Annotated in this window: 19 protein-coding genes; 13 read left to right on the top strand and 6 right to left on the bottom strand. The window is 62.5% G+C overall.

Annotated features, from left to right (window positions below; all coding sequences use genetic code 11):
• The first annotated feature begins 277 nt into the window (after window positions 1–277).
• The 6 genes from QMA10_RS06170 (at window position 278) to QMA10_RS06145 (ending at window position 7,806) form a co-directional block, all read left to right on the top strand.
• Window positions 278–1,756 (top strand): polysaccharide biosynthesis tyrosine autokinase, encoded by a 1,479-nt coding sequence (locus QMA10_RS06170; RefSeq protein WP_290166955.1) that lies wholly within the window; start codon window positions 278–280, stop codon window positions 1,754–1,756.
• Between the two features lie 2 nt (window positions 1,757–1,758).
• Window positions 1,759–3,234: a sugar transferase gene (locus QMA10_RS06165; protein ID WP_356833962.1), complete on the top strand. Its 1,476-nt coding sequence runs from the start codon at window positions 1,759–1,761 to the stop codon at window positions 3,232–3,234.
• A 160-nt stretch (window positions 3,235–3,394) separates the two neighbouring features.
• The gene (locus QMA10_RS06160) at window positions 3,395–5,149 is read left to right on the top strand and encodes a DUF4012 domain-containing protein (RefSeq protein WP_290166954.1); all 1,755 of its coding nucleotides are present in this window, start codon (window positions 3,395–3,397) and stop codon (window positions 5,147–5,149) included.
• Window positions 5,150–5,380: 231 nt separating this feature from the next.
• Window positions 5,381–5,941: a peptidase gene (locus tag QMA10_RS06155; protein ID WP_290166953.1), complete on the top strand. Its 561-nt coding sequence runs from the start codon at window positions 5,381–5,383 to the stop codon at window positions 5,939–5,941.
• 143 nt (window positions 5,942–6,084) lie between these two features.
• The gene (locus QMA10_RS06150; protein ID WP_290166952.1) at window positions 6,085–7,398 is read left to right on the top strand and encodes a UDP-glucose/GDP-mannose dehydrogenase family protein; all 1,314 of its coding nucleotides are present in this window, start codon (window positions 6,085–6,087) and stop codon (window positions 7,396–7,398) included.
• A gap of 186 nt (window positions 7,399–7,584) precedes the next feature.
• The gene (locus QMA10_RS06145; protein ID WP_290166951.1) at window positions 7,585–7,806 is read left to right on the top strand and encodes a hypothetical protein; all 222 of its coding nucleotides are present in this window, start codon (window positions 7,585–7,587) and stop codon (window positions 7,804–7,806) included.
• Window positions 7,807–7,827: 21 nt separating this feature from the next.
• Here the strand turns inward: QMA10_RS06145 and QMA10_RS06140 are convergent, their stop codons facing one another.
• On the bottom strand, window positions 7,828–7,953 hold the full coding sequence (locus QMA10_RS06140; RefSeq protein WP_290166950.1) for a hypothetical protein: 126 nt from the start codon (window positions 7,951–7,953) through the stop codon (window positions 7,828–7,830).
• Between the two features lie 207 nt (window positions 7,954–8,160).
• Between QMA10_RS06140 and QMA10_RS06135 the strand changes: the two genes are divergently transcribed.
• Window positions 8,161–8,901: a glycosyltransferase gene (locus tag QMA10_RS06135; RefSeq protein WP_290166949.1), complete on the top strand. Its 741-nt coding sequence runs from the start codon at window positions 8,161–8,163 to the stop codon at window positions 8,899–8,901.
• Window positions 8,902–8,924: 23 nt separating this feature from the next.
• Here the strand turns inward: QMA10_RS06135 and QMA10_RS06130 are convergent, their stop codons facing one another.
• Genes QMA10_RS06130 through QMA10_RS06120 form a run of 3 tightly spaced genes read right to left on the bottom strand, consistent with a single transcriptional unit; the run spans window position 8,925 to window position 11,702 of the window.
• The gene (locus tag QMA10_RS06130; RefSeq protein ID WP_290166948.1) at window positions 8,925–9,866 is read right to left on the bottom strand and encodes a hypothetical protein; all 942 of its coding nucleotides are present in this window, start codon (window positions 9,864–9,866) and stop codon (window positions 8,925–8,927) included.
• Between the two features lie 48 nt (window positions 9,867–9,914).
• Entirely contained in the window at window positions 9,915–10,385 is a 471-nt protein-coding gene (sufU, locus tag QMA10_RS06125; protein ID WP_290166947.1) for a Fe-S cluster assembly sulfur transfer protein SufU, read from the bottom strand.
• The gene (locus tag QMA10_RS06120; RefSeq protein WP_290166946.1) at window positions 10,386–11,702 is read right to left on the bottom strand and encodes a cysteine desulfurase; all 1,317 of its coding nucleotides are present in this window, start codon (window positions 11,700–11,702) and stop codon (window positions 10,386–10,388) included.
• A gap of 284 nt (window positions 11,703–11,986) precedes the next feature.
• On the opposite strand from QMA10_RS06120, the gene QMA10_RS06115 reads away from it, so the two are divergent.
• Together QMA10_RS06115 and QMA10_RS06110 are read left to right on the top strand one after the other, a co-directional pair.
• Window positions 11,987–14,233 (top strand): LamG-like jellyroll fold domain-containing protein, encoded by a 2,247-nt coding sequence (locus QMA10_RS06115; RefSeq protein ID WP_290166945.1) that lies wholly within the window; start codon window positions 11,987–11,989, stop codon window positions 14,231–14,233.
• A 31-nt stretch (window positions 14,234–14,264) separates the two neighbouring features.
• Complete coding sequence (locus tag QMA10_RS06110; protein WP_290166944.1) at window positions 14,265–14,717, top strand: VanZ family protein; 453 nt, start codon at window positions 14,265–14,267, stop codon at window positions 14,715–14,717.
• On the opposite strand, the gene QMA10_RS06105 is transcribed toward QMA10_RS06110, so the two are convergent.
• Window positions 14,714–16,183, bottom strand: a complete 1,470-nt coding sequence (locus QMA10_RS06105; RefSeq protein ID WP_290166943.1) for a glycerophosphodiester phosphodiesterase family protein — start codon at window positions 16,181–16,183, stop codon at window positions 14,714–14,716. The two genes, QMA10_RS06110 and QMA10_RS06105, sit on opposite strands and share 4 nt — an antisense overlap.
• Window positions 16,184–16,206: 23 nt before the next feature.
• Window positions 16,207–16,659: an adenylyltransferase/cytidyltransferase family protein gene (locus tag QMA10_RS06100; protein WP_290166942.1), complete on the bottom strand. Its 453-nt coding sequence runs from the start codon at window positions 16,657–16,659 to the stop codon at window positions 16,207–16,209.
• 264 nt (window positions 16,660–16,923) lie between these two features.
• Here QMA10_RS06100 and QMA10_RS06095 point away from each other — a divergent pair, with 264 nt between their 5' ends.
• The 4 genes from QMA10_RS06095 (at window position 16,924) to QMA10_RS06080 (ending at window position 22,412) form a co-directional block, all read left to right on the top strand.
• Window positions 16,924–20,043, top strand: a complete 3,120-nt coding sequence (locus QMA10_RS06095) for a DNRLRE domain-containing protein (protein WP_290166941.1) — start codon at window positions 16,924–16,926, stop codon at window positions 20,041–20,043.
• 128 nt (window positions 20,044–20,171) lie between these two features.
• A complete protein-coding gene (locus tag QMA10_RS06090) occupies window positions 20,172–20,345 on the top strand; it encodes a hypothetical protein (RefSeq protein WP_290166940.1) in 174 nt (57 codons plus the stop codon).
• Window positions 20,346–20,364: 19 nt separating this feature from the next.
• Window positions 20,365–20,865: a hypothetical protein gene (locus QMA10_RS06085; protein WP_290166939.1), complete on the top strand. Its 501-nt coding sequence runs from the start codon at window positions 20,365–20,367 to the stop codon at window positions 20,863–20,865.
• A 62-nt stretch (window positions 20,866–20,927) separates the two neighbouring features.
• Window positions 20,928–22,412: a polysaccharide biosynthesis tyrosine autokinase gene (locus QMA10_RS06080; RefSeq protein ID WP_356833949.1), complete on the top strand. Its 1,485-nt coding sequence runs from the start codon at window positions 20,928–20,930 to the stop codon at window positions 22,410–22,412.
• Window positions 22,413–22,475 lie beyond the last annotated feature (63 nt).

Below are 22,475 nucleotides of genomic sequence, written 5' to 3'. Positions count from 1 at the left end.
CTGTCCGTCAGCCCTGACTAGCACCTTGAGGAATCCTTTCGAGGCCGCACTGCTCGTTAACTTGCCGTCTCGTCTGAGGGCTATATGCGCAAACCGTTGGACACGGATACCCCCTGCCGCACGAGGGCGATTCCGTATCCTTACCGTTTACACAGTACAGTTGCGTCGAAGGTGTAATATGACCGGTACCTCTGCCACGACAAGGATGCCACTACCGTTATTGCATCTATCAAGAGACGTTTTTCCATACAGCATTAGAATGAGATAGGGGTCCAGTTTGGATCTTCGCGATTTGTTAAAGGTCCTCCATAGAAACTGGATCGTAATCCTTGCTTTCGCTCTCCTCGGAGTGCTGGCCGCCGGCGGGGCATCCCTTATAGTCAAGCCGACATACACGGCCAACACTCGTTTATTTGTAGCTATTCAGAGCACTGGGACAGTCACGGAACTCCAACAGGGGAACTCGTTCAGCCAGGCACGCGTGCAATCGTACGTTCAGACCGCTCTCACTCCTGTCGTGCTGCAACCAGTCATCGACGAACTTGGCCTTACCATCACACCAAGTGCTCTTGCGAAGCAGGTCTCTGCTAAGGCCGACCTCAACACCGTTCTAATCACTCTTTCCGCGAGCAGCGACTCACCTGTAGAAGCAGCCGCCATTGCACAAGCAATGACTTCCAGTTTGATAGATGCAGTCGATCAACTCGAGAGTTCGGAACAGACACCGGGCACATCGCCGGTCAAGTTGTCTGTAGTTACACCTGCAACAGCACCCGAGACTCCATCCGCACCCAGCACGCCGATGTATCTTCTTGCGGGACTTGCTGCTGGATTGTTGGTTGGTGTGGGAATATCTCTGCTACGCCGAGCACTAGACCAGAAGATTCGTGGCATTGAGGACGTTCAAAAGATCGTCGATGCTCCGATGCTCGGTGGAATCGCGTACGACGAAGATGCGGCGAAAAAGCCACTTTTGACTCAGACAGTAGGCCAGAGCCCGCGTGCAGAGTCGTTCAGACAGATACGGACAAATCTGCAATTCGCTATGGTCAATAGCAAGTCGAACACCTTGCTCGTCACATCCTCATTGCCAGGAGAAGGCAAGAGCACGACCGCTATCAACACAGCCCTCGCCTTAGCGCAGGCCGGGAAGCGCGTCGTTCTTGTCGATGCAGATCTTCGACGTCCGATGGTTGCCAACTACTTAGGGCTAGAACCCAATGCTGGACTCACTACCGCCCTTCTTGGTACTGCGGACGTTGAGGATCTTCTTCAACCTTGGGGAGACGACGACCTGCATGTCCTCACCTCTGGTCAAATTCCGCCAAATCCTAGTGAGATCCTAGGCTCTGCGGCCATGACGGAGCTCGTCCAGAAACTCGAAGCGACGTTCGACTCTGTCATTATCGCCGCTCCCCCGCTGATCCCAGTCACCGATGCAACTGTTCTAGCGCAGGTGGTCGGCGGCGTCGCTCTGGTCGTAGGCGCAGCTAAGGTGACGACTAAAGATGTCGAAAAATCACTTGATGCGATGAAACTAGTTAATTCAAGTCTCTTAGGAGTTGTGGTGAACTTGCTACCGACCAAAGGTCCGGACGCTTACAGTTACAGCTACTATTCGTATGACTCGGAGCCAGAATCTGCGCAGTCGACTACATCCAATAAAACAGGATTCAACGGCAGCCATATGGCGGGTTCTCGTCGTGCTACCAAGACTAGAAGCAGGCCCAGCAGTGCTGCCGGCCTAAAACGTTAACAGTGTCCGGCGCGGTAGAGGGGGATGCCAGCTTGAAGACCAGGCTGTCTGCCGATTGGCGGCGGCGCCAAAGGCGCATTTTGGAGTTGGCCGACGCCGCCGCGGTGTTATGGGCAATGTCAGGCGCACTAGTCTTGAGGTTTGGTACCCCTCGCGGTCATGAACTTATTACCACGGATGGCGAACGTTACGTGGTAGTAACAGTTGTAATGGCTGGGATTTGGTGGATGATGCTTGGTTTTTGGGGAAGCCGTGAAACCACCATATTGGGATATGGAACTGAGGAGTTTAAGCGTATTCTCAGTGCTTCATTCTGGCTTTTCGGGCTGACAGCAACCGTGTCCTACGTGTTCCAGCTTGACACAGCCCGCGGATACGTCGCCCTAGCGTTGCCAGCGGGTTTAGCATCCCTGATTGTCGCGAGGATCCTAGTCCGTAGTTACCTGAGAAGTCAGCGACGTGATGGTCGAAGCAGTTCTACCGTCCTACTCATAGGTGGCGCACATGGCGTCGAACATCTCGCCCGCGCCCTACGTAGCCAACCTATGGCGGGGTACCGCCCAATTGGTACATATCTTCCGGGTGCTGCGATGGGTACCTCAATTGCGGGCGATTTAGATTTGCCCAATTTCGGCCATGAACCGACTGTTTCCGCCATTACCGATGCCATATCGATCGTGCGTCCCGATGCGGTTGCTCTTTCCAGTGGCGTCCCACTCCCTCCCCGCGTAATTAGAGAACTGGGATGGGCACTGGCCGAAATGCGGGTAAACATGATCATGGCTCCTGCGCTGACTGACATCGCGGGTCCAAGAATCCATACACAGCCTGTCGCCGGTCTGCCGTTGATTCATGTTTCCACACCTAATCTAGGAAGTGGTCAACGGATTTTAAAACGAACATTCGACTTGGCAGGTGCTGGAATTTTGGTCGCAGTACTTGCCCCGGTACTGCTTGCCGTGGCTACGGTAGTGCGAATGGATTCACCAGGACCTGTACTTTTCACTCAAGAAAGAGTTGGTGCACGCGGAACGCACTTTAAAATGTTCAAGTTCCGGTCCATGGTTGTGGATGCTGAGGAACGCCTCGATGCCTTACGCGCTCAGAGTGAAGGAAATGGGGTCATGTTTAAACTGAAAGCAGACCCCCGTATAACGAGAGCCGGTAGTTTTTTAAGACGTTTCAGTTTGGATGAGTTGCCACAGTTGTTCAACGTGTTGAACGGAACTATGAGCCTAGTTGGGCCGCGCCCCCCTCTTCCATCGGAAGTCGAGCTTTATCAAAGCCATGTTCATCGCCGCCTCATGGTGCGCCCAGGGCTAACAGGGCTTTGGCAGGTAAGTGGACGCTCGCTGTTGTCTTGGGACGATACAGTTCGACTCGATCTCTACTATGTCGAGAACTGGTCCGTTGCCGGGGACATCGCAATCCTGCTTAAGACGTTCCGAGCAGTGATGGCCCGGCAAGGAGCCTACTAGCGTTCACTTGTCAATTCTTCCTGCTTCGGAAAGCGCAAATATGATTCATTCCAAGAAGGGGTTACCGCCCCACCAAAATCCTAATAGCTCCCGGATGCGCTTGAGCCGTGAACGCCGCCGACGGCTCACGTTCAGGATCTCGATCGGAGTCTTGGGACTAGTGTTGGCCACGTTCTGCGCAGGTATTGTTCTGAGCACACAAGTATCTTCGGTGCAGAGTCATCTTGAGAGCTCGATGGGCTCAGTGTCACAGTTACGGGGCGAGCTGCAGGCTGGCGACCTCGAGTCAGCGGGAAAAACCGTAGAAGCGATCCAGACAAAGACCTCTGCTGCTCGCAACATCACTACTGGGCCGCTATGGCAGAGTGCCACCTATATTCCGGCCATTGGGGAGAACTTTAAGGCGGTGGCTGAAGTTGCGGTGGCCGCCGATGACCTAGCGGTTCATGCCGCAGGACCCCTAGTGAGCCAAATTGATTCGCTAGATCTGAAGAAACTTTCGCCGACGGACGGGCGCTTCGACCTCAGCCCGCTACAGAAGTCATCGCCGCATTTATTAGCTGCCGCCACCGCAGTGCACATGTCACACCAACGGATGGCTTCGCTCGATTTGTCACGACTTATTCCACAGATCGCCCAACCGGTGCGCGATGCCACGGAGCAGCTCGAGGACTTCACAAAGGTGTTAGACACCGTGTCCTGGGTCGCAGAGCTCCTACCCGGGTTGCTTGGGACCGACGGACCACGAGATTACTTGATTCTTGTTCAGAATAGCGCTGAAACTAGGGCTACAGGAGGGATTCCCGGAGCCCTCGCGATTCTCCACACAGAGGATGGCCGAATTCGCTTGGGTGAACAATCCAGCGCAGTCGAACTCGGCGTATTCAATCCAATGATAGATGTCGACCCAGAGCAAATTTCTCTGTTTAGCGGTCGTCTAGGTACACAAATGCAAAACGTCAATCTGACTCCAGACTTCCCAACCGCAGCCCAGACAGCGAAGCAAATGTGGGAAGAACGCTACCCCGCCCAGATTTTGGACGGCGTCTTGGCGATGGATGCCGTCGTACTGAGTCACCTACTAGAGACGACCGGGCCGCTCGAGTTAACCGATGCTCAAACGCTGGCTCTGATCCGGGATACAGATCTCCCCGCCACCCTCACTCAAAACAACGTACTCCCCACGCTTCTATCCAACGTTTACAGAGAGATTGAGGACCCTGAAGCACAAGATGCTTACTTCGCAGCCGTCGCAGGGCGCGTGTTTTCTGCCTTTGCAGACGGTCAGGGCGATGGAGCACAAATGGTAAAAGCCATAGGTTCAAGTACCCGAGAAAATCGTTTGTACCTGTGGTCAAGTGATCCTGCCGAGCAGAAGCTCATCGCTTCTACTCCTCTGCACGGTTCTGTCGTCGGCTCGAGCTCCGGGGGGACTGCTTTCGGTGTCTATTTCAATGATGGCACCGGCGCCAAAATGGACTTTTATTCGACACGCAGCATCCAACTCATCAACGAATGCTCTGCAGATGAGTATGGTACATATACGGTCCGTATTACCGCGACAAACAACGCTCCGAGCGATGCTTCGACCGCTCTTCCCCGCTACGTCACCGGCGGCGGGGTCTTTGGAGTCGACCCTGGGAAAATTCGAACAAACTACGTCGTCTATGGCCCATCACAGGCTTTTGTTGAGAATGCCTCACTTGATGGGCGCCCGATACCAGTGAGTCCCGGCCAGCACGGGTCCAGACCGGTGGGATCTGTTTCTCTTGAACTGGCCCCCGGAGAGACGAAGACCCTCGACGTCATTTTCTCAAAAGTTGTTCAGGACTCCGACCCGGATCTAACTGTGACTCCCACACTTCAATCACTTGCAGACGTAGTCGTTCCGTTCGCGCGGAAAAGCTGTCCGTAGTTCTGTGAACATTGGATTACATACCATATGCGGCTTGGAACTCGCTGCAGTAGCTGTTACCGTGGGGTTAGTTCCACTGACATTAGTAGCGTGAAAAGTACGTCCGGGACTCTCGGGGCAGGCACGGACAGACTTTAGAATCTACTTTCGGTTGGTTTTCATGAGTTCTTGATGGGGACCGGACCAATCAGTTCCAAGACAGTCTTTTATCAATTGCATGGGGAGTCTCATATGAAAAAAACCGCATCTGCTCTGGTCCTCGCTGGATCACTCGCCTTCTTCGGCGCCGGCGCCGCCAATGCCGTCGAGAACTACCCGGCTCCCGCTCCCGGCGGCGTCAGCGACGCAACGGTTGCCCCCGGTGCCACGGTCACCTTCAGCGGAACCGGCTTTATCCCCGGTGAAGCTATCCGCGTTGACGTCGATTACGACAACGCACCTGTAGTAGTTCCCGGTACAGGTGTCAACGGCGTGATCATCCTGGCCGAACTGGTCAACACCTTCACCACCAACGCTGACGCTCAGGGTGGATTCAGTACCGCTGTCACCTTGGGTGAGGCTGGAACTTACACTCTGACAGCTACCGGTCTGGAGTCGGGCAAGGTTGTCACCGCTGTTGTTTCCGTCGATCCCTCCTTCGCCGAAGGTGCCGGCAACGGTGGTTCTGACAACGACGAGGGCCTTGCAGACACCGGTGCCGATTCGGCGATGCTCCTCTGGGGCGCCGCAGGCATCGTAGCAGTAGGTGCTGGCCTTGCTTCTGTAGCGGTTGCGCGCCGCAAGAATGCTTAATTGAGCTTTACTGCAATACCAGGGAGGGCGGAAACCAATTGGTTTCTGCCCTCCCGATCTTTCTCAGTGCCACGGTGATGTTGCGGTCTCATACCCCTAAGTCGCCGACACATTTAATTGATTTTGAACTCTTTAGGGGAACAGTGCGTATATCTGTCATAGGCTGCGGCTATCTGGGAGCGGTCCACGCTGCCTCCATGGCAAAGCTCGGACACGACGTTGTGGGAATTGACGTTGATCAGGCGAAAATCAGCGAACTCACCTCCGGCAGGGCACCGTTCTTTGAACCGGGTCTGCCGGAATTGCTCACAGAGTCCATTGCATCAGGACGGCTGAGCTTCAGCACAGAGATGGCCGACGCGGCCGGAGCCGATGTCCATTTTGTCTGCGTCGGTACGCCGCAGCGCAAGGGTGAATATGCTGCCGATCTCCGATTTGTGGATGCAGCGTTCTCTTCTCTGGCTCCGTACCTGAAGCCCGGCAACGTGGTGGTGGGAAAGTCCACCGTGCCCGTTGGCACCGCCGCCCGCCTCGCCGAGGACCTGCAGGAGAGTGCCCCGGAAGCAATCCTGGTCTGGAATCCTGAGTTCCTCAGGGAAGGCCATGCAGTGCAGGACACCCTGACGCCGGACCGTTTTGTCTACGGTGTGCCGGCCGGCGATCCCGGCACAGCCGCCGTCGCTGCACTCGACGAGGTGTACGCCACTCCCCTCTCCACCGGCACCCCGCGTCTGGTCATGGACTATGCCACTGCAGAACTGGTCAAGACCGCAGCCAACTCTTTCCTGGCCACTAAAATCAGCTTCATCAATGCCATGGCCGAGGTCTGCGATGCTGCGGGAGCGGATGTCACTGCCCTGGCTGACGCCATCGGCATGGATGACCGCATCGGCCGCAAGTTCCTGAACGCCGGCGTCGGCTTTGGCGGCGGCTGCCTGCCCAAGGACATCCGTGCCTTCATGGCACGCGCCGGCGAACTCGGCGCCGACCAGGCGCTGACGTTCCTTCGGGAAGTGGACACCATCAATATGCGCCGCCGCACCCGCGTGGTGGAAATGACCCGCGATATCTGCGGAGGCTCCCTGATGGGCAAGCGCGTCACTATCCTGGGCGCTGCGTTCAAGCCGGACAGCGACGATGTCCGTGACTCCCCTGCGCTCAGTGCTGCAGCACAGATGCAGCTGCAGGGTGCCACTGTCACGGTGACCGATCCTGAGGCACTGACTAACGCCAAGGGACGCTTTCCGGAGCTGGGCTACGAACCCATTACAGAGAATGCCATTGAGCGCGCCCACGCATTGGTCCTCCTCACCGAGTGGAAAGAATACCGCGCCTTGGACCCCCGGACCGTTGGTGCAATGGTTACGGAAAAGAACATTGTTGACGGACGCAATGTTCTGGATCCTGCCGCTTGGCGCGAAGCAGGCTGGAACTTTAAAGGCATGGGCCGCCCATAATCTGGGTATTCAAGGAGACCACGGTGGTGTGCTGCAGACCGAAGACTTTGGTCCTGCAGCACACTTGCTTTAACCTCTACCTGCACTGCTAAACCCCTGCTATGATCGACCTGCTCGCCGTGCCAAACGAAACCGGTTAGAGCGCAACAGCCTTATGTACAACACCAAATTCCTGGGGGAATTTTCTTGCTTTCAGCAGCATCAGTCTCAGCACTGGCAATTTCGGGTATCTTCGCCAGCACCGGCATGATCATCTGGGCCCTGATCGGGTTTGTGGGCATGCTCAGCGGGCTCATCACGGTCAATTCTGCGCGGCGCCGAAACCGCCCGGCGCTCGAATCAGAACAGACCGTTCCAGACGCCGAGGAAAGTTTGGTTTCACCGGACACACTGACTAAGGCCGCGTAAACTCGAGTTTCTTCTCGGGGTTCAGCGACCAAATGCCGCTGCCACCATCACCGTGGTGACCATTACCAGCAGTGCCAATCCTGCCAGCGTCAGCCACTCACGCCGGGTGCGCCGGTAGCTTCCGGCGCCATTCCATGGTGGGCTCAAGCGTGTCCATGTGTTCGAACCTACGACCCCGCCCGGACCCCCGAAACGGTGGTTCGTACCCGCTTTCGCACCCTGGCCTACGTGCACATGGGCTGATGAAGCGGAGCGAGCCGTTCCGCTGATTCTCCCGCCGCGGTAGGCTCCTGCCAATCCCCATTCGGCGCTGCATCACCGCAGCGCAGGCCGGCAGAAGGGCTGGACTCCCCCATGCAAGATGACGTTCGGATCAGCGTTTGCCTGGCGGCGTACAACGGCGCCGCCTACATCGAAGAGCAGCTGCGCTCCATCCTGCCTGAACTCGGGGACAGCGATGAAGTGATTGTGGTGGATGACTGCTCCTCCGACGGCACGGGCACCGTAGTGAGGGAACTGGCCGACCCGCGGATCCGGCTGCTGCACAACGAGCAGAACCTGGGCCAGGTAAAGACCTTCGAGCGGGCGCTGGGCGAAGCCACGGGTGACTTCCTCTTCCTCTCCGACCAGGACGACATCTGGCTCCCGGGCCGGGTGGACCGGATGCTCAAGGCGCTGGAGGAGGACCTGGTGGTGGTGTCCAACTGCCGGCATTTCGGCGCTCCCCCGGGACGGTTCCATCAGATCCGGCTCCGGGCGGCCGACTCAAGACGTCACGCCGCCAACGTCCTGGGCATTGTGGTGGGCTACAGGCTGCACTGGGGCTGCGCCATGGCGATGCGGGCCGAGTTCCTGAATCAGGCACTGCCCTTCCCCGGGTACATGCGCGAGTCCCACGACCAGTGGCTGGCCATGGCCGGCAACCTTGCCGGCAGCATCCGCTACCTGGAGGAGGACACCGTGCTGCACCGGCTGCACAGCGACAACGTGACCCCGGACAAGGTCCGCGGCCTGCCCGCCATCCTTAGGGCACGGATGGCATTCCTGGCCAACCTGATGATCCTCCTCGGCCGCACCCGCCTCCGGCGTTCCTAGCTGCGCGGCATCAAGAACGTTGACTAGATCCTGATGCCTGAGGCCGGGTAGCGCAGCCGGATCTCGGCGGCGACGGCGGCAGCCTCCTTCTCGTTCCACACGCCGGTGTCCCGCTCCACAACCGCGAGGTGCGGTTCGAAGGACGGCAGCCGGAAGCTGAACTCGAGCGCATGGCCCGGGCGGACCGTCAGCCGGGTGGCGGCGTCCAGGTCATCCAGACCCGCGGTCCACGCGGCCGCGGCCCGCCTGATCTGCTGCCGAGGGGCCTCCGCCGTTCCGGCACCCATGGCGCCCACGGCGTTTACGGCACCTCCGGTGTCCTCGTCCTCGTCGTCGAGCTCGTCCAGGTCCTCCGGCGGCGTCAGATCCACGGTGTAGCTGATCTCCGGGTCATCGGGGCCGCCGCCGATTTCCAGCGACACCCCGGACAGTGCTCCCGGTTCCGGTTCCCCGGCGCGCTGCTCCTGCCACCAGGAGATCAGTTCCCGGCCGGTATTGACGGCGTCTGCGCGCGCCACGTCCAGGAGCGTGCAGCGGTTGTTCAGCCCGCCGATCAGAACGGACGTCCCCGGAAACCGTGCAGCCAGGGAATCATACGTGCGCAGGAGCGTCTGCATCCAGTTGCGGCTGCGCTTTTGCCCGGACAGCACCAGCGTGGAAGACACCAGCGGCGGGGACACCGTGCCGGGGGCTTCGGCCCCGGTGATCTGCAGGTGCAGGGTGTCGGCCTCCCCCAGCGCCTCGATCTGCGCGGCCAGCCGGCCTACGACGGCGGCAAGCTGGCTGCGGCTGCCGGGGACGGTCACCGTGTAGCTGGTGGCCGTCAGGCCCCGGCCGAAGGGCGGCGTCCAGCTCTCCGCTGATACCTGCGCGGCGGGCAGGGCGGCCGATACCTCCGCCGTCCAGGCCTCCACGGCGGCAGCAGCCTCGGCCTTGGCGGCACGTTTGCGCCCAAAGATGCCCATCAGAACCGTCCCCCGGAGAATGCTCTTGTCATAGCGCTGAGCCTAGCGTCAGTTGGCGGCCAGCAGCGCTTCCTCGAGGGCCACCCAGGCGAGCATGGCGCACTTGACCCGCGCCGGGTAGCGGGAGACGCCGGAGAAGGCAGCGGCGTCGCCCAGCACCTCTTCATCGGCTTCCACGGTGCCGCGGGAGCGCATCACCTCGCGGAAGTTCTCCACCAGATCCATGACTTCATCCCGGGGCATTCCGGCCGCAAGATCGGTGAGGACCGAGGCCGACGCCATGGAAATGGAGCACCCCTGCCCCTCCCAGCTGATGCCCTGGACTGCGGAGCCGCCGTCGTTCTCCGCTCCGGCGCCCATCACCGCGCGCAGCGTGATCTCATCACCGCAGGTGGGGTTGAGCTGGTGGCTCTCCCCCGACTTCGCGCCGGCCGGCACCTCCGCCAGGCCGGCGCCGTGCCGGGCCTTGGCATGGTCCAGGATGATCTGCTGGTACAGCTGCTGCAGCTCGGCGCTCATTTACTTCACTCCAAAGAACGGACGCACGCCGGCCACCGCGTTGAGGAACGCGTCGACGTCGTCGGTGGTGTTGTACAGGTAGGTGCTGGCGCGGGTGGTGGACACCAGGCCCAGCCGGCGGTGCAGCGGCTGCGCGCAGTGGTGGCCCACCCGCACGGCAATGCCCTGGTCATCCAGGAACTGGCCCACGTCATGGGAGTGGACGCCGTCGACGTCGAACGCCGCCAGCCCAATCCGCTCCACGCCGGCGCGGGGGCCGAGCACGCGGATGCCCTCGATGGCTTCCAGACCCTCGACCAGCCGGGAGCCCAGCGCGGTTTCCCAGGCATGGATGCGTTCCATGCCGGTCTCGCGCAGGTAATCCACGGCGGTGCCCAGCGCCATGGCCTGGGAAATGCGCTGCGTGCCGGCCTCAAAGCGCTGCGGCGCCGGCAGGTACTCGGCCTTTTCCATGGTCACCGTGGTGATCATGGAGCCGCCGGTCAAAAACGGGGGCATCGCGTTGAGCAGCTCCGCCTTGCCGTACAGGGCGCCGATGCCGGTGGGGCCCAGCATTTTGTGCCCGGAGAACGCGGCGAAATCCACGTCCAGCGCCTTCACGTCCACGGGCAGGTGCGGCACGGACTGGCAGGCATCAAGGACGACGAGCGCTCCCGCGTTGTGCGCGAGGCTCACCAGGGTTTCCACCGGGTTGATGGTGCCGAGCACGTTGGAGGCGTGCGTGAACGCCACGATTTTGGTGCGCCCGGTGATCAGCCGCTCGGCCTCCTCCAGCCGCAGCGCGCCGTCGTCGTCCACCGGAATGAATTTCAGCGTTGCCCCGGTGCGGGCGGCCAGCTCCTGCCAGGGAATCAGGTTGGCGTGGTGCTCCATTTCAGTGACGACAATGTCGTCCCCTTCACCCAGCGCGAAGCGGCGGGCGGCCTCTCCGCCGCGGCCGGCGGCGGCGTTGGAGAAGGCATAGGCCACCAGGTTCAGCGCCTCGGTGGCGTTGGAGGTCCAGACAACCTCGTTGGGCCGGGCGTTGATGAACGCGGCCACCTTGGCGCGGGCGTCCTCGTACACATCGGTGGCGGCCACGGCGAGGGTGTGCGCGCCGCGGTGCACGGCGGAGTTGCGCTGTTCGTAGAACTCCTGCTCAGCCTCAATGACGCTGAGCGGGTTCTGCGAGGTGGCGCCGGAGTCCAGGTAGACCAGCGGGTGGCCGTTGACCTCCTGGTTCAGGATGGGGAAGTCATTGCGGATGCGCAGGACCTCGGCATTGTCCATCAGCTCCGGTGCGGGCTTGAGGGTATCAGGGGTGGAAACCACAGGCACGGGGAAAACTCCTTGGCTGGCCGTCGGTGTGCGCGGGCAATCTGCATTACGCCACACAAGTCTGTGCTAATCATCCCACTGCACGTCCGCGAGCGCACGTGAGCAGGGCCTTAGTTGGCGGGCGGGCACCGGGCTGAGTGGAGGCCGGCGGAAGACAAGTAACCCCTACTCATGCTCTCCCCCCGCCGCAGGGGCTAAACCTTTCCTTAGCGGGCGCTCTCTGCACCCGCAGGTGCCGCTGGGGCACACACGTGGTGCTGGGGGCACACAGGCGGGAGAACACGATGCATAAAAAACTTGCGGCTGTTTTGTCCGGAATGCTGCTCGCGGCAGCCTCACTGATTGGTCTGGCCCCGCCGTCGGCCGCCCTCTCGCCGGGGGTGGCGTTCGCCGCCACCGATCTGCCCACCTGGCAGACCAACGGCATTGTCTGGGCCATGGCCGAATCCAACGGCGTGGTCTATGCCGGGGGCACCTTCACCGCCATCCGTCCGCCCAGGGTGGCAGCCGGCGGTGCCGGAACGCGAAGCGCGGTGAACTTTGCCGCCTTTGACGCCTATACCGGCAGCCCCGTCAACTGTTCCCTGTCCGTGACCGGCGGCAGCGCCACGGTACGGGCCATGGATGTTTCCCCCGACGGCCGTACCCTGTACATCGGCGGCAGCTTCGGGACAGTCAACGGCGTCAACACCACCCGGATTGCCGCCATTAACCTGCCCGGCTGCACCGTGAACACCAGCTTCAGGCCTGCCGCCGTGTCCGCCACGGTCCGCGCCATCGAAGCAACCGATTCCGCCGTGTACTTCGGCGGGGACCTCCGCAGTGTAGGCGGCTCAACACGTGAGCGGCTGGCAGCCGTCAGCACCACCGGAGCCCTGCTGCCGTGGGCACCGTCCGCAGACGAGCCCGTGCGGGCGCTGCATGTTCCGGCCGGACGGAACGTGGTGCTGGCCGGCGGTGACTTCAACACCATGAACGGCGCCGATTCCAAGGCCCTGGCCGTCCTGGACACCGCCGCCGGAACCAACATCCGCACCTACCCCAACCTGTTTATTCCGCGCACCTCGGTGGTGAAGTCCATTGACTCCGATGCCACCAGTTTCTACATCGGCAACGAGGGCACCGGCGGGGGCGTGTTTGACGGCCGGGCCCGGCTGGACCTGAACACCTACAACCAGATCTGGCGGGACACCTGCCTTGGGGCCACGCAGGCGGTCTCCGTGTATGCCTCCACCCTGTACTCGGCGAACCACGCCCACGACTGCAGCAGCATGAACGGCTTTCCTGACGGCCCGCGGGTGCACCTTACCGCACAGAACATCAACAATCCCTCACTCATGCATCAGTGGAATCCCGTCACCAACGACGGCCAGGGCGAAGGCATCGGCCCGCGCACGCTGGCCCACACCACCGCAGGCAACGGCACGGACATCCTCTGGACCGGCGGGGAATTCACCACCGTCAACGGCACCGGGCAGCAGAGCCTGGCCCGGTTCGGCCCCGGGCCGGGCGGCGCCGGACCGGGTACGCCGCAGTTTGTCAGTGCCGAGTCCCGGGCCTCCGGCCAGAACACCGTCCGGTGGCAGTCCGCCTCCGACCCCGACGATTCCGAGCTCGCCTACCGCGTCTACCGCAACGGCTCGGCCACCCCGCTGGCAACCGTGGGCTCGTCATCGCGCTGGTGGGACCTGCCCCAGGCTTCCTTCACCGACACCACCGCGGTGCCGGGCACCACCTACACCTACCGGGTGCAGGCCAGTGATCCCAGTGGGCGCACCGGTCCGCTGTCCGCTCAGACGCAGATCACCACCGCAGGTTCAGCGGCCCCGTATCCCACCATGGTGCGGTCCGACGGCGCCACCACCTATTGGCGGCTGGGCGACTCCCAGGCGGCGGCCGCCGATTCCTCCGACGGGGACAAAATGGGCCTGCCCAACCTTGGTGCCGGCATTGCCGGAACCGCTTCGGCCCTGCGCAGCGACAGCAACCGTGCGGCCGTCTTTGACGGCGTTGATGACATGGTTTTCGGCCAGCAGCGCATCAACGCCCCCACCGTCTTCAGCGCCGAAGCGTGGTTCAAGACCGACACCACTTCGGGCGGAAAGATCCTGGGGTTCGGGAACGCGCAGCCCCGCCGCAACAACACCTTCCTCGGCTACAGCAGCGTTTATGACCGTCACGTGTACATGAGCGACGCCGGCAAGCTCGTCTTCGGCGTCTGGACCGGGTCCCGGGTGGTGGTGACCTCCCCCGCCAGCTACAACGACAACGCGTGGCACCATGTGGTGGCCACGCAGGGCCCGGGCGGCATGACGTTGTACGTCGACGGCGTGCAGGTTGCCGCCAACACGGTGTCAGCGAACACCGTCTCTCTTGGCTCCTGGCGGATCGGCGGGGACACGATTCCCTCCAGCTGGCCCAGCGCGCCGACCAGCCGGCATTTCAGGGGTGCCATTGATGAATTCGCGATCTACCCCACGGTGCTGACCCCCGCCCAGATTGCCGCCCACAACGAGCAGGGGCGCCGATAATTGACGCCTGAACCTCTTCCAGGCTGCCTCTGTGGGTAGCCGAAAACCCAGATGGCGGCACGTCGTCCTCCTGGCGGCCGCCGTCGTCGTCCTTGCCGGCATGGGTGCTGTTCTGCTGTGGCCGGTGCCGGTCGACCGGGAGCTGTACGGAACCGTTCTGCGGCTGCTCAGACGGCTGCAGGCGCACGGGCTGCCCGGCTGGGTGGATTACCGGGCGGTGGAGGCCCTGGCCAATGTGCTGCTCTACATCCCGCTGGGCATGCTGGCCGCGGCGTTGCTCCCGCTGCGCCGATGGTGGCTGGCGGTCCTCATGTGCGCGGCGCTTACCACCGGGGTGGAGGGGTTCCAGGATCTGTACCTCTCAGGCCGGCAGGGCGATGCCCGAGATGTGCTGTTGAACTCCTGCGGTGCCCTGCTGGGTGCCGGCGCTGTGGCAGCGGTGAGGCTGCTCGCTTCCCGGCGCCGTGGTGTGATCCGCCGCTAGACCACCTTGATGCTTCGGAATTCCACGGGGGCATCCTCGGGATAGTTGCGGCACAGACTGAAGTAGCCGCCGCGGTACTTGCGGTCCGAGGCGAGGCCGGACCAGCCTGCGCCGTCAAGGCGCGAATACCGGATGCTGTCCGGGGCAATGTCAATCTTGAAGGACATCCAGCTCCCTGCCTTCACCGGCTCCGTGTCCTGGGAACTCAGGCGCAGGCCGCCGGGCTCACCCGGGCTGCGCAGCAACAGCGACATTTCACCGGTGGGACGGATGACCAGGTGATAACCTCCCACTTCGCTGGGGATGAGCACCCGGTAAGGGCGATCATCTTCCTGTCCAAACGCCATTCCGGCGTGCAGGGTGCTGTCTGCGGGGAGGGTGTTGGGCCAGCGCATCTCGAATTGGATGCTGTAGACCTCACGGGTCACCGGGCTCATGGAGCCCATCCGGTAACTGCTGTTGGCGGCGGCAACCATCAGCAGAGTTCCTGACGGGGCGCTCAGCTTCGGCTGCATATCCCAGCCCGCACCCACAGCCCAGGGCAGGTCACCCGCAGCACGCACTCCGTCCGCGAAACTGTCTGTGGTGGCCGCCGGCACGTCGGAGGCAAGATAGGGAAGGTTCGCTGCCATCTGGCCCGACACGCCCAGTTTCACCAGGCGGTCCCGCAGCACACGGGTGTGCACCTCCCAGCAGATGACGGGCTTTCCGGTGGCCACCATGGCAGCTATGTCCTCATCGGAGGCCGAATGGTGCACGCCCAGCATCGTGAACTGATCAGCGAGCTCGGGGACCAGGTCCAGCTGCTTGGTGGTGAAATAACCCCAACTTGTATAACCGCGTTTGGACACGGCCGCAATCTGCGCGGCCTCGGCCGACTGTTTCCAGATGAGGCGGCTGCGGGAGTCCGGATACTTGTCCATCAGGTCCAGCAGCGCCTTGGCGTTGGTCCCCTGCTTGTCTTCGATGAACAGCACGTGCGTGCCGGCGAAGGCATCCAGCACGTCTTTGAGCAGGGGCATCTCCTCAGGTTCCGCCTGCGGGCCCAGCCATGCCCGCGCGTCCACCCTCAACTCGGACAACTGGGCGTAAGTGGAATCCTTGATCACCAGCTTGGTGCCCGTGGTGCGTTCGGTGTTCAGGTCATGGTGGCACACCAGCTTGCCGTCGCTGGTGGCACAGACGGAGATCTCCAGGGCCACGGCTCCGGCGTTGACCGATTCCCGGTACGCCGTCATGGTGTGCTCCGGCCAGTTGTCCCAGGAGCCGCGGTGCGCCACCAGGAACGGTGCCGAGGCAAGCATCGAGTCGATGGTGTGGGCGGGAGCGGGTTCCTGCGTGGCGTCGGCGTTCTGGTCAGCGTTTACCCTGGCAGTGCATCCGGCTAAGGCCGCCCCGGCTACGCCGACGGCCCCAAGAGCCAGCAGGGTGCGCCGGGACAGTCCGGGCCCGGTTCGAGGCGTCATCGGCTCGAACGGTTGAGCAGCTTTCATGCCTCGAGTGCGGTGTCCGGGGCACGCCCTCCGTCAAGCAGGGTCAGTGCCCGGCGGAGGACCGTAGAGGAGGTGCTCACTGTGTACGGGAAGTAGACAACTTCCACTCCTATCCTGGCCATGTCCCGTTCCAGGCGCTCGCCCTTCTCGGTGCCTTTCCAGTCATCACCCTTGAAAAAGACATTGAACCCGACTTCCCGCCAGGTGTCCGCCTTGTTCAGGTGGGTATCCACCACCACTGCGTCCACAAACCGCACGCTGCGCACAATTTCCAGCCGCTCCGCAAGCGGAATCACAGGCGTGGTGCCTTTCAGCCGCATCGTCATTTCCGGTGAGGCGACGCCGGCAATCAAGTAGTCGCACTGGCTGCGGGCATGTTTGAGCAGGTTCAGGTGGCCGATATGGAAAAGGTCATAGGCACCAGAGGCATAACCAATCCGTACCGCCATGTTTCCAACCCCCGCTTGTCTGCCGCTTCAACCTGTCAGCCACTCAAATACGTGTCCATAGTGGGTGCAGTCCCGTGAGCAGTAAAGCGATTTGGGACTATTCAAGTAGCGCGCGGCAGAACATCGGGTAGCGCAAGACTACGGGCGGGTAACCAGCCGCTGAACTCGAGTAAAGGCCACCGTGGGACACGGTCCCGGGCGGCGATACGCTTCCACACAGTTTCGGGCCGCGGGCCTGTCCCCAGTTAATAGGTGGTTATAGCCGTGCATAAAAAAATTGCGGCGATGTGTTCGGCTGCCGGCCTTGCCGCAGCGGCCCTCATTGGCCTCGCCGCTTCTCCCGCCTCGGCGCTGTCGCCGGGCGTAGCCTTCTCTGCCGTTGCGCTTCCCACCTGGCAGACCAACGGCATCGCCTGGGCCATGGCTGAAGCGAACGGCGTCATGTACGTAGGCGGAACCTTCACGCAGGTTCGTCCGCCGGGGACCGCCGCCGGCAGCAGCCAGTCCCGGTCCGCCGTGAACTTCGCAGCCTTTGACGCCTATACCGGCAGCCCCACCTCCTGTGCCCTGTCCTTCACCGGGGGTACCGGCACCACCGTGCGAGCCATGGACGTTTCCCCCGACGGCAGCAAACTGTATGTGGGCGGCAGCTTCACCACGGTTAATGGCGTCACGGCCAACCGCCTTGCCGCCATTAACCTGCCCGGCTGCACAGTGGACACCACTTTCCGTCCCGGCACGGTCAACAACACGGTCCGCACCATTGCCGCCACATCGGACGCCGTGTACATCGGAGGCGACTTCACCACCGTCAACGGCACTTCCCGCAGCAGGTTCGCCGCTGTGGGAACCACCGGCAATCTCTTGCCCTGGGCACCTGCGGCCGACGGCGTCGGCCGCGCCCTGGACGTGCCGGAGGGACGCAGCGTAGTCCTGCTGGCAGGTGATTTCAGCACCGTCAACGGTGCCGAGTCCCGCGCGATGGCGGTGGTGGACAACGCAGCGGGCGGCACCGTGCGCGCCTACGCGCCCGCCGACTACATCCCCACCAGTGCTGTCGTCAAGGACATCACCAGCGACGGCACCAGCTTCTACGTGGCCGGCGAAGGCATGGGCAGCCGCTCCTTTGACGGCCGTGCCAGGCTTTCCCTGAGCGACAACTACGAACAGATCTGGAAAGACACCTGCCAGGGCGCCACTCAGGCCGTGCTGCCGTACAAGGATGTGCTGTACTCCGGCCACCACGTGCATGATTGCTCCGGGATGAACGGATTTGCGGACGGCGTCCGCAAGCACCTCTCCGCGCAGGACATCAACAATCCTTACCCGTTCCTGGGCTGGAGCCCCGACACCAATGACGGCCAGGGCGAGGGCCTGGGCCCGCGGGCACTCGCCGTTACCTCCGAAGGCAGCGGCGACGTGCTGTGGGTAGCGGGTGAATTCACCACCACGAACGGCACTGCGCAGCAGGGCTTGACCCGTTTCGGTCCGGGCCCCGCCTCTGCCGCTCCGGGAACCCCGGCAAACGTTAGTGCAGTGAGCCTGGCCACGGGACAAAACCAGATCCGCTGGACGCAGGGCGTGGACAATGACGACTCCGGGCTGACCTACAGTGTGTACCGCAACGGCAGCTCCACGGCTCTGGGAACCGTATCCGGGAACTCCACGTGGTTCGACACCCCGCAGCTCTCCTTCACCGACCGCACGGCAACCCCGGGAACCGCTTACAGCTATCGGGTGCAGGCAAGCGACGGAACCAACACCAGCGCGCTTTCCGGCCAGGTCTCCGTCACTACTGCCCGCAGCACGCAGGCCTACCCGAAGGTTGTCCTCGACGACGGGGCCAGCACCTACTGGCGGCTGGATGACAGCCGGGCAACCGCACCGGCGGACAGCTCCCCGGGCAACAACCGCGGCATCGCCTTTGGCGGTCCGCTCGTGGCCGGCACCGAAGGCGCCGTTCCCGGCAGCACCGCAGGCCTGTTTGACGGCGTTGACGACCAGGTCTCCGGTCAGCAGCGCTATGCGGCTCCCACTACCTTCAGCGCCGAGGTTTGGTTCAAAACCGATTCCGTGAACGGCGGCGAGATCATGGGCTTTGCCTCCGGGCAGCCCGACCGCAAGAACTCCCGGAACAGCACCGGAACCGTGGACCGCCACCTGTACATGACAGCAGCAGGCACCCTCGTCTACGCGGTCCTCAATGACGCCAACGAGAGGGTCGCCGTCACCACCGCTGAAACCTTCAACAACAATGCCTGGCATCACGCCGTCGTCACGCAAACACCGGCAGGGTCCACCCTGTATGTGGACGGCAGGGTTGCGGGGACCGGCCAGACGGCTGCGGCACAAACCTATGTCGGCTCGTGGCGGGTGGGCGGAGACACTCTCCCCGGTGCGGCGAACCCGTCCTTCCCCGGGTTCCCGGGCCGGGGCGTCCCCAACTACTTCGCCGGGGCCATTGATGAGTTCTCCGCCTACCCCACAGCCCTGAGTGCTGGCCAGGTGACGGAACACTTCATCGCCGGCGGCGGAACCCTCAGCGAGCCGGAGCCGGAACCCGAACCGGCGGACACCACGGCGCCGAGCCGGGTAGCCGGAGTCTCGGCCGCCGTCAGCGGAACCGCCGCCACTCTGTCCTGGAATGCCGCCACCGACAACGTTGGCGTCACCGGGTACCGGATCCACCGGTCAGTGACCGAAGGCTTCACCCCGTCGGACAGCAGCCTGCTCACCACCACCTCAGAGTCAGCTCTCTCCTTCAACGATCCAGAGCTGGCACCGGGCACCTACTACTACCGGGTAGTCGCCATTGACGAGGCAGGGAACGCCGGAGAGGCTTCAGACGAGACGAAAGCCACCGTTGCCGGCCCTCCTCCGGCTGATCCTGTAACCCTGTCCCTGACACCCGCAGCCGACACCTATGTAAACCAGGGCGCACCCAACGGGGTCAACGGGACCGCTGTATCCATGGCCTCCCGCGGCAGCCTGGCGTACACCTCCTACCTGAGGTTCGACGCGGGCACCGAAGTACCCGCCGGAATGCGGCTGCTATCGGCCACGCTGCGGCTCTACACAACCTCGGAATCCTTCGGCGGATCGCTTGACCAGCACACGGTTCAGGGAGTGACGGGCAGCTGGACGGAAACGGGAACTACCTACAACACCCGGCCGGCCCTCGGCTCCGCGGTACTGGGCACTCTGTCCCCCGTTGCTTCCAACACGCCGTACACCGTTGATCTGGATCCGGCGGCTGTGACGGCCATGCTGTCCCAGTCCGTGGACCTGGGCATCACCAGCGTCGGCTCGGACAACGCCTGGTTCTACACCAAAGAAGCTTCATCCACCCGCCGGCCTGTCCTGACCTTGGTCTTTGGCCCCTAACCCGCTGCCCTAACCGTGCAGCACCATCTCAGCAGGTCTCTTCTATAGAAAGCCCACTCCATGAAAACCGGTCTCAAACCAAAAATATTGGGACTGCTGCTGTTGCCGGCGCTGGGTATGGCAACAGGATGCAGTTCCTCCGACCCCTCGCCCGAAGCGGCGCCACCCTCGGCTTCGCCGTCCTCGTCCACTTCGTCCGCTTCGTCCGCTCCGTCTGCTTCGTCCGGCGGGACGTCGGCGGCCGCGCCGTCAAGCAGCGGGACAGCAGGCTCAGGCAGCGCACGCGAGACGTCTGCCCCTGAAGGGACCCGGACGGCACCCGTGCCCGTGGTGCAGTCGCCGCAGCCGGCGCCGGTGCCAACCTTCGAGGCACAGCAGGAGCAGTACCTCCAGGACAAGGTTCCCGAGGGCACTGATCCGAACGCCGTGCTGCAGGTGGGTCAGGAGCGCTGCGATCAGCTGCTCAGCGCCCGTGCCGCTGACGAAGAGTCGGTGCTCAGCGAGCTCATCATGAGTCCCTCCCAGGACACTGCCGATGCCGTCACCGCTCTGTGCCCCGAGCTGCTGCCCGAACTGGAGGCGGCCGCCCTGGGATTCCCGGACGGAGTCTTCTCGGTGGGAGGGGCAGATCCGCACGGCGAGCAGCCCTCGATCGCCCCGGGGTCCTACCGGGCCTACGGGCAGCCCGAAGGCTGTCTCATCATGGTCTACGCCGGCTCCGGGGAGCTTCTGGGGTCCTTTGACGGCTCCGCTCCCGTCACGGTCGGCGCTGACGCTGCGCGCGTGGAATCGGACCAGTGCTATTCGTGGTTCCGGTCATGACGAACATCTGCAGCTTCCTTTTCTGTTCACAAATTCTGCCTATCCTAGGGAAGGGGTAACCAATGGATATGCGCGAGCAAATACTCATTCTTCGCCGCAATTGGATGCTCATAGTCTCATTTGCACTCATTGGCGTTATTACTGCGGGCGTTATGTCCGTCCTTATGCAAAAAACCTATACCGCGACCAGCAGCCTGTTTGTTTCCACACAGAATGTGGAAACTTCAGCGGAACTGCAGCAGGGCAGCGTCTTTGCGCTGGCCCGGGTGCAGTCCTACGTGGATCTTGCAAGCAAGCCTCAGGTCCTGGACCCGGTTATTGAGGGTCTCGATCTGGACATGTCCGCTCAGGAGCTCGCCACCAAGGTCAAGGCCAGCACCTCCCGCAACACCGTCATTATCGACATTGAGGCAGTGGATTCCTCGCCTGAACGAGCAGCTGACATTGCCAACGGTGTGGTGGCCAACCTCATTTCCTCCGTGGCGGATCTGGAGCGGCCCACCAACGGACTGCCGTCACCGGTCAGGCTCAGCTCAGTGGACACGGCGCAGCCGCCCACAACGGCCTCCAGCCCGCAAACCTCCCTGAACCTGATGCTGGGCCTGCTGTACGGGCTGGCCCTTGGACTGGTGGTGGCTATCCTGCGGCACGTGCTGGACCGCCATGTGCGCAGCGAAGCCGATGTCCGCAAGTCCACGGCACTGCCGCTGCTGGGCGGGATCGCTGAATCGCAGGGGCAGCGGAGCACTTCCCGACCGGTTGTCCTGGGCGGATCGGGCACGGATGCCTTCCGTCAGCTTCGCACCAACCTCGAGTTTGCCGCAGTCAGCCAGCAAATGAAATCACTGGTAGTGACGTCGTCCCAGGCAGGCGAAGGCAAGAGCACCGTAGCCCTGAATCTGGCCCTGAGCATTGCGCAGAGCGGCCAGAAGGTCATCCTCGTGGACGCGGATCTGCGGCTTCCTTCAGTCGCCGCAGCCACCGGCCTTGAGGGCAGCGTTGGGCTGACTACCGTCCTGATCGGCCGGTCCACACTGGCCGATGCCACACAGCACTGGGGATCCGGCGGGCTGTCCGTCCTGACCTCCGGTCCGCTGCCGCCCAATCCCACCGAGCTGCTCGGTTCACAGGCCATGCAGGATCTGATTGCGACCCTGGAAACCGAGTACGACACCATCATTGTGGATGCACCTCCCGTGCTTCCTGTTGCCGATGCCGCCATCCTGACGCGCAGCACGGACAGCATCCTGCTGGTGGTTGGCGCAACACGCGTTAGCCAGCACAACCTTTCCAAGGCTGTGGAACAGCTCAGCCTGGTGAACGCCAACGTGGTGGGCGTGGTCCTCAACCGCATCCCCCGCAGCGGACCGGACGCCAACTCGGCGTACCTCGCAGACTACGGCGTCACTCCGCTGCCCGTTTTGGCCGATATAGACGGCGGCCCGGCATCCCCGGTTGCAGAAGCGGAAGCGGCAATCATCCGCGACAGTGAGAGCAACCGCTGGGAGAAGGGACAGACCGTTCGCAGCGGGGTGCGCTCCTCTTAGGCACACGGCACAGAAAAACCCTTCGGAGAATGTGGACCTATTCTCCGAAGGGTTTTTTCGTGG

The organism is Arthrobacter sp. APC 3897, from assembly GCF_030407495.1.
GTDB lineage: Bacteria > Actinomycetota > Actinomycetes > Actinomycetales > Micrococcaceae > Arthrobacter_B.
Note: the sequence above shows the minus strand (reverse complement) of the source record. Positions and strands in the feature narration are given on the sequence as shown.

Bases quoted from the DNA above. Each gene is read 5' to 3' on its own strand.
- QMA10_RS06100 (WP_290166942.1), bottom strand. From the start codon at position 16,659: ATGGCGGTACGGATTGGTTATGCCTCTGGTGCCTATGACCTTTTCCAT.
- QMA10_RS06130 (WP_290166948.1), bottom strand. From the start codon at position 9,866: ATGGGCATCTTTGGGCGCAAACGTGCCGCCAAGGCCGAGGCTGCTGCC.
- QMA10_RS06105 (WP_290166943.1), bottom strand. From the start codon at position 16,183: ATGACGCCTCGAACCGGGCCCGGACTGTCCCGGCGCACCCTGCTGGCT.
- QMA10_RS06090 (WP_290166940.1), top strand. From the start codon at position 20,172: ATGCAGTTCCTCCGACCCCTCGCCCGAAGCGGCGCCACCCTCGGCTTC.
- QMA10_RS06135 (WP_290166949.1), top strand. From the start codon at position 8,161: ATGCAAGATGACGTTCGGATCAGCGTTTGCCTGGCGGCGTACAACGGC.
- QMA10_RS06080 (WP_356833949.1), top strand. From the start codon at position 20,928: ATGGATATGCGCGAGCAAATACTCATTCTTCGCCGCAATTGGATGCTC.
- QMA10_RS06155 (WP_290166953.1), top strand. From the start codon at position 5,381: ATGAAAAAAACCGCATCTGCTCTGGTCCTCGCTGGATCACTCGCCTTC.
- sufU (WP_290166947.1), bottom strand. From the start codon at position 10,385: ATGAGCGCCGAGCTGCAGCAGCTGTACCAGCAGATCATCCTGGACCAT.
- QMA10_RS06115 (WP_290166945.1), top strand. From the start codon at position 11,987: ATGCATAAAAAACTTGCGGCTGTTTTGTCCGGAATGCTGCTCGCGGCA.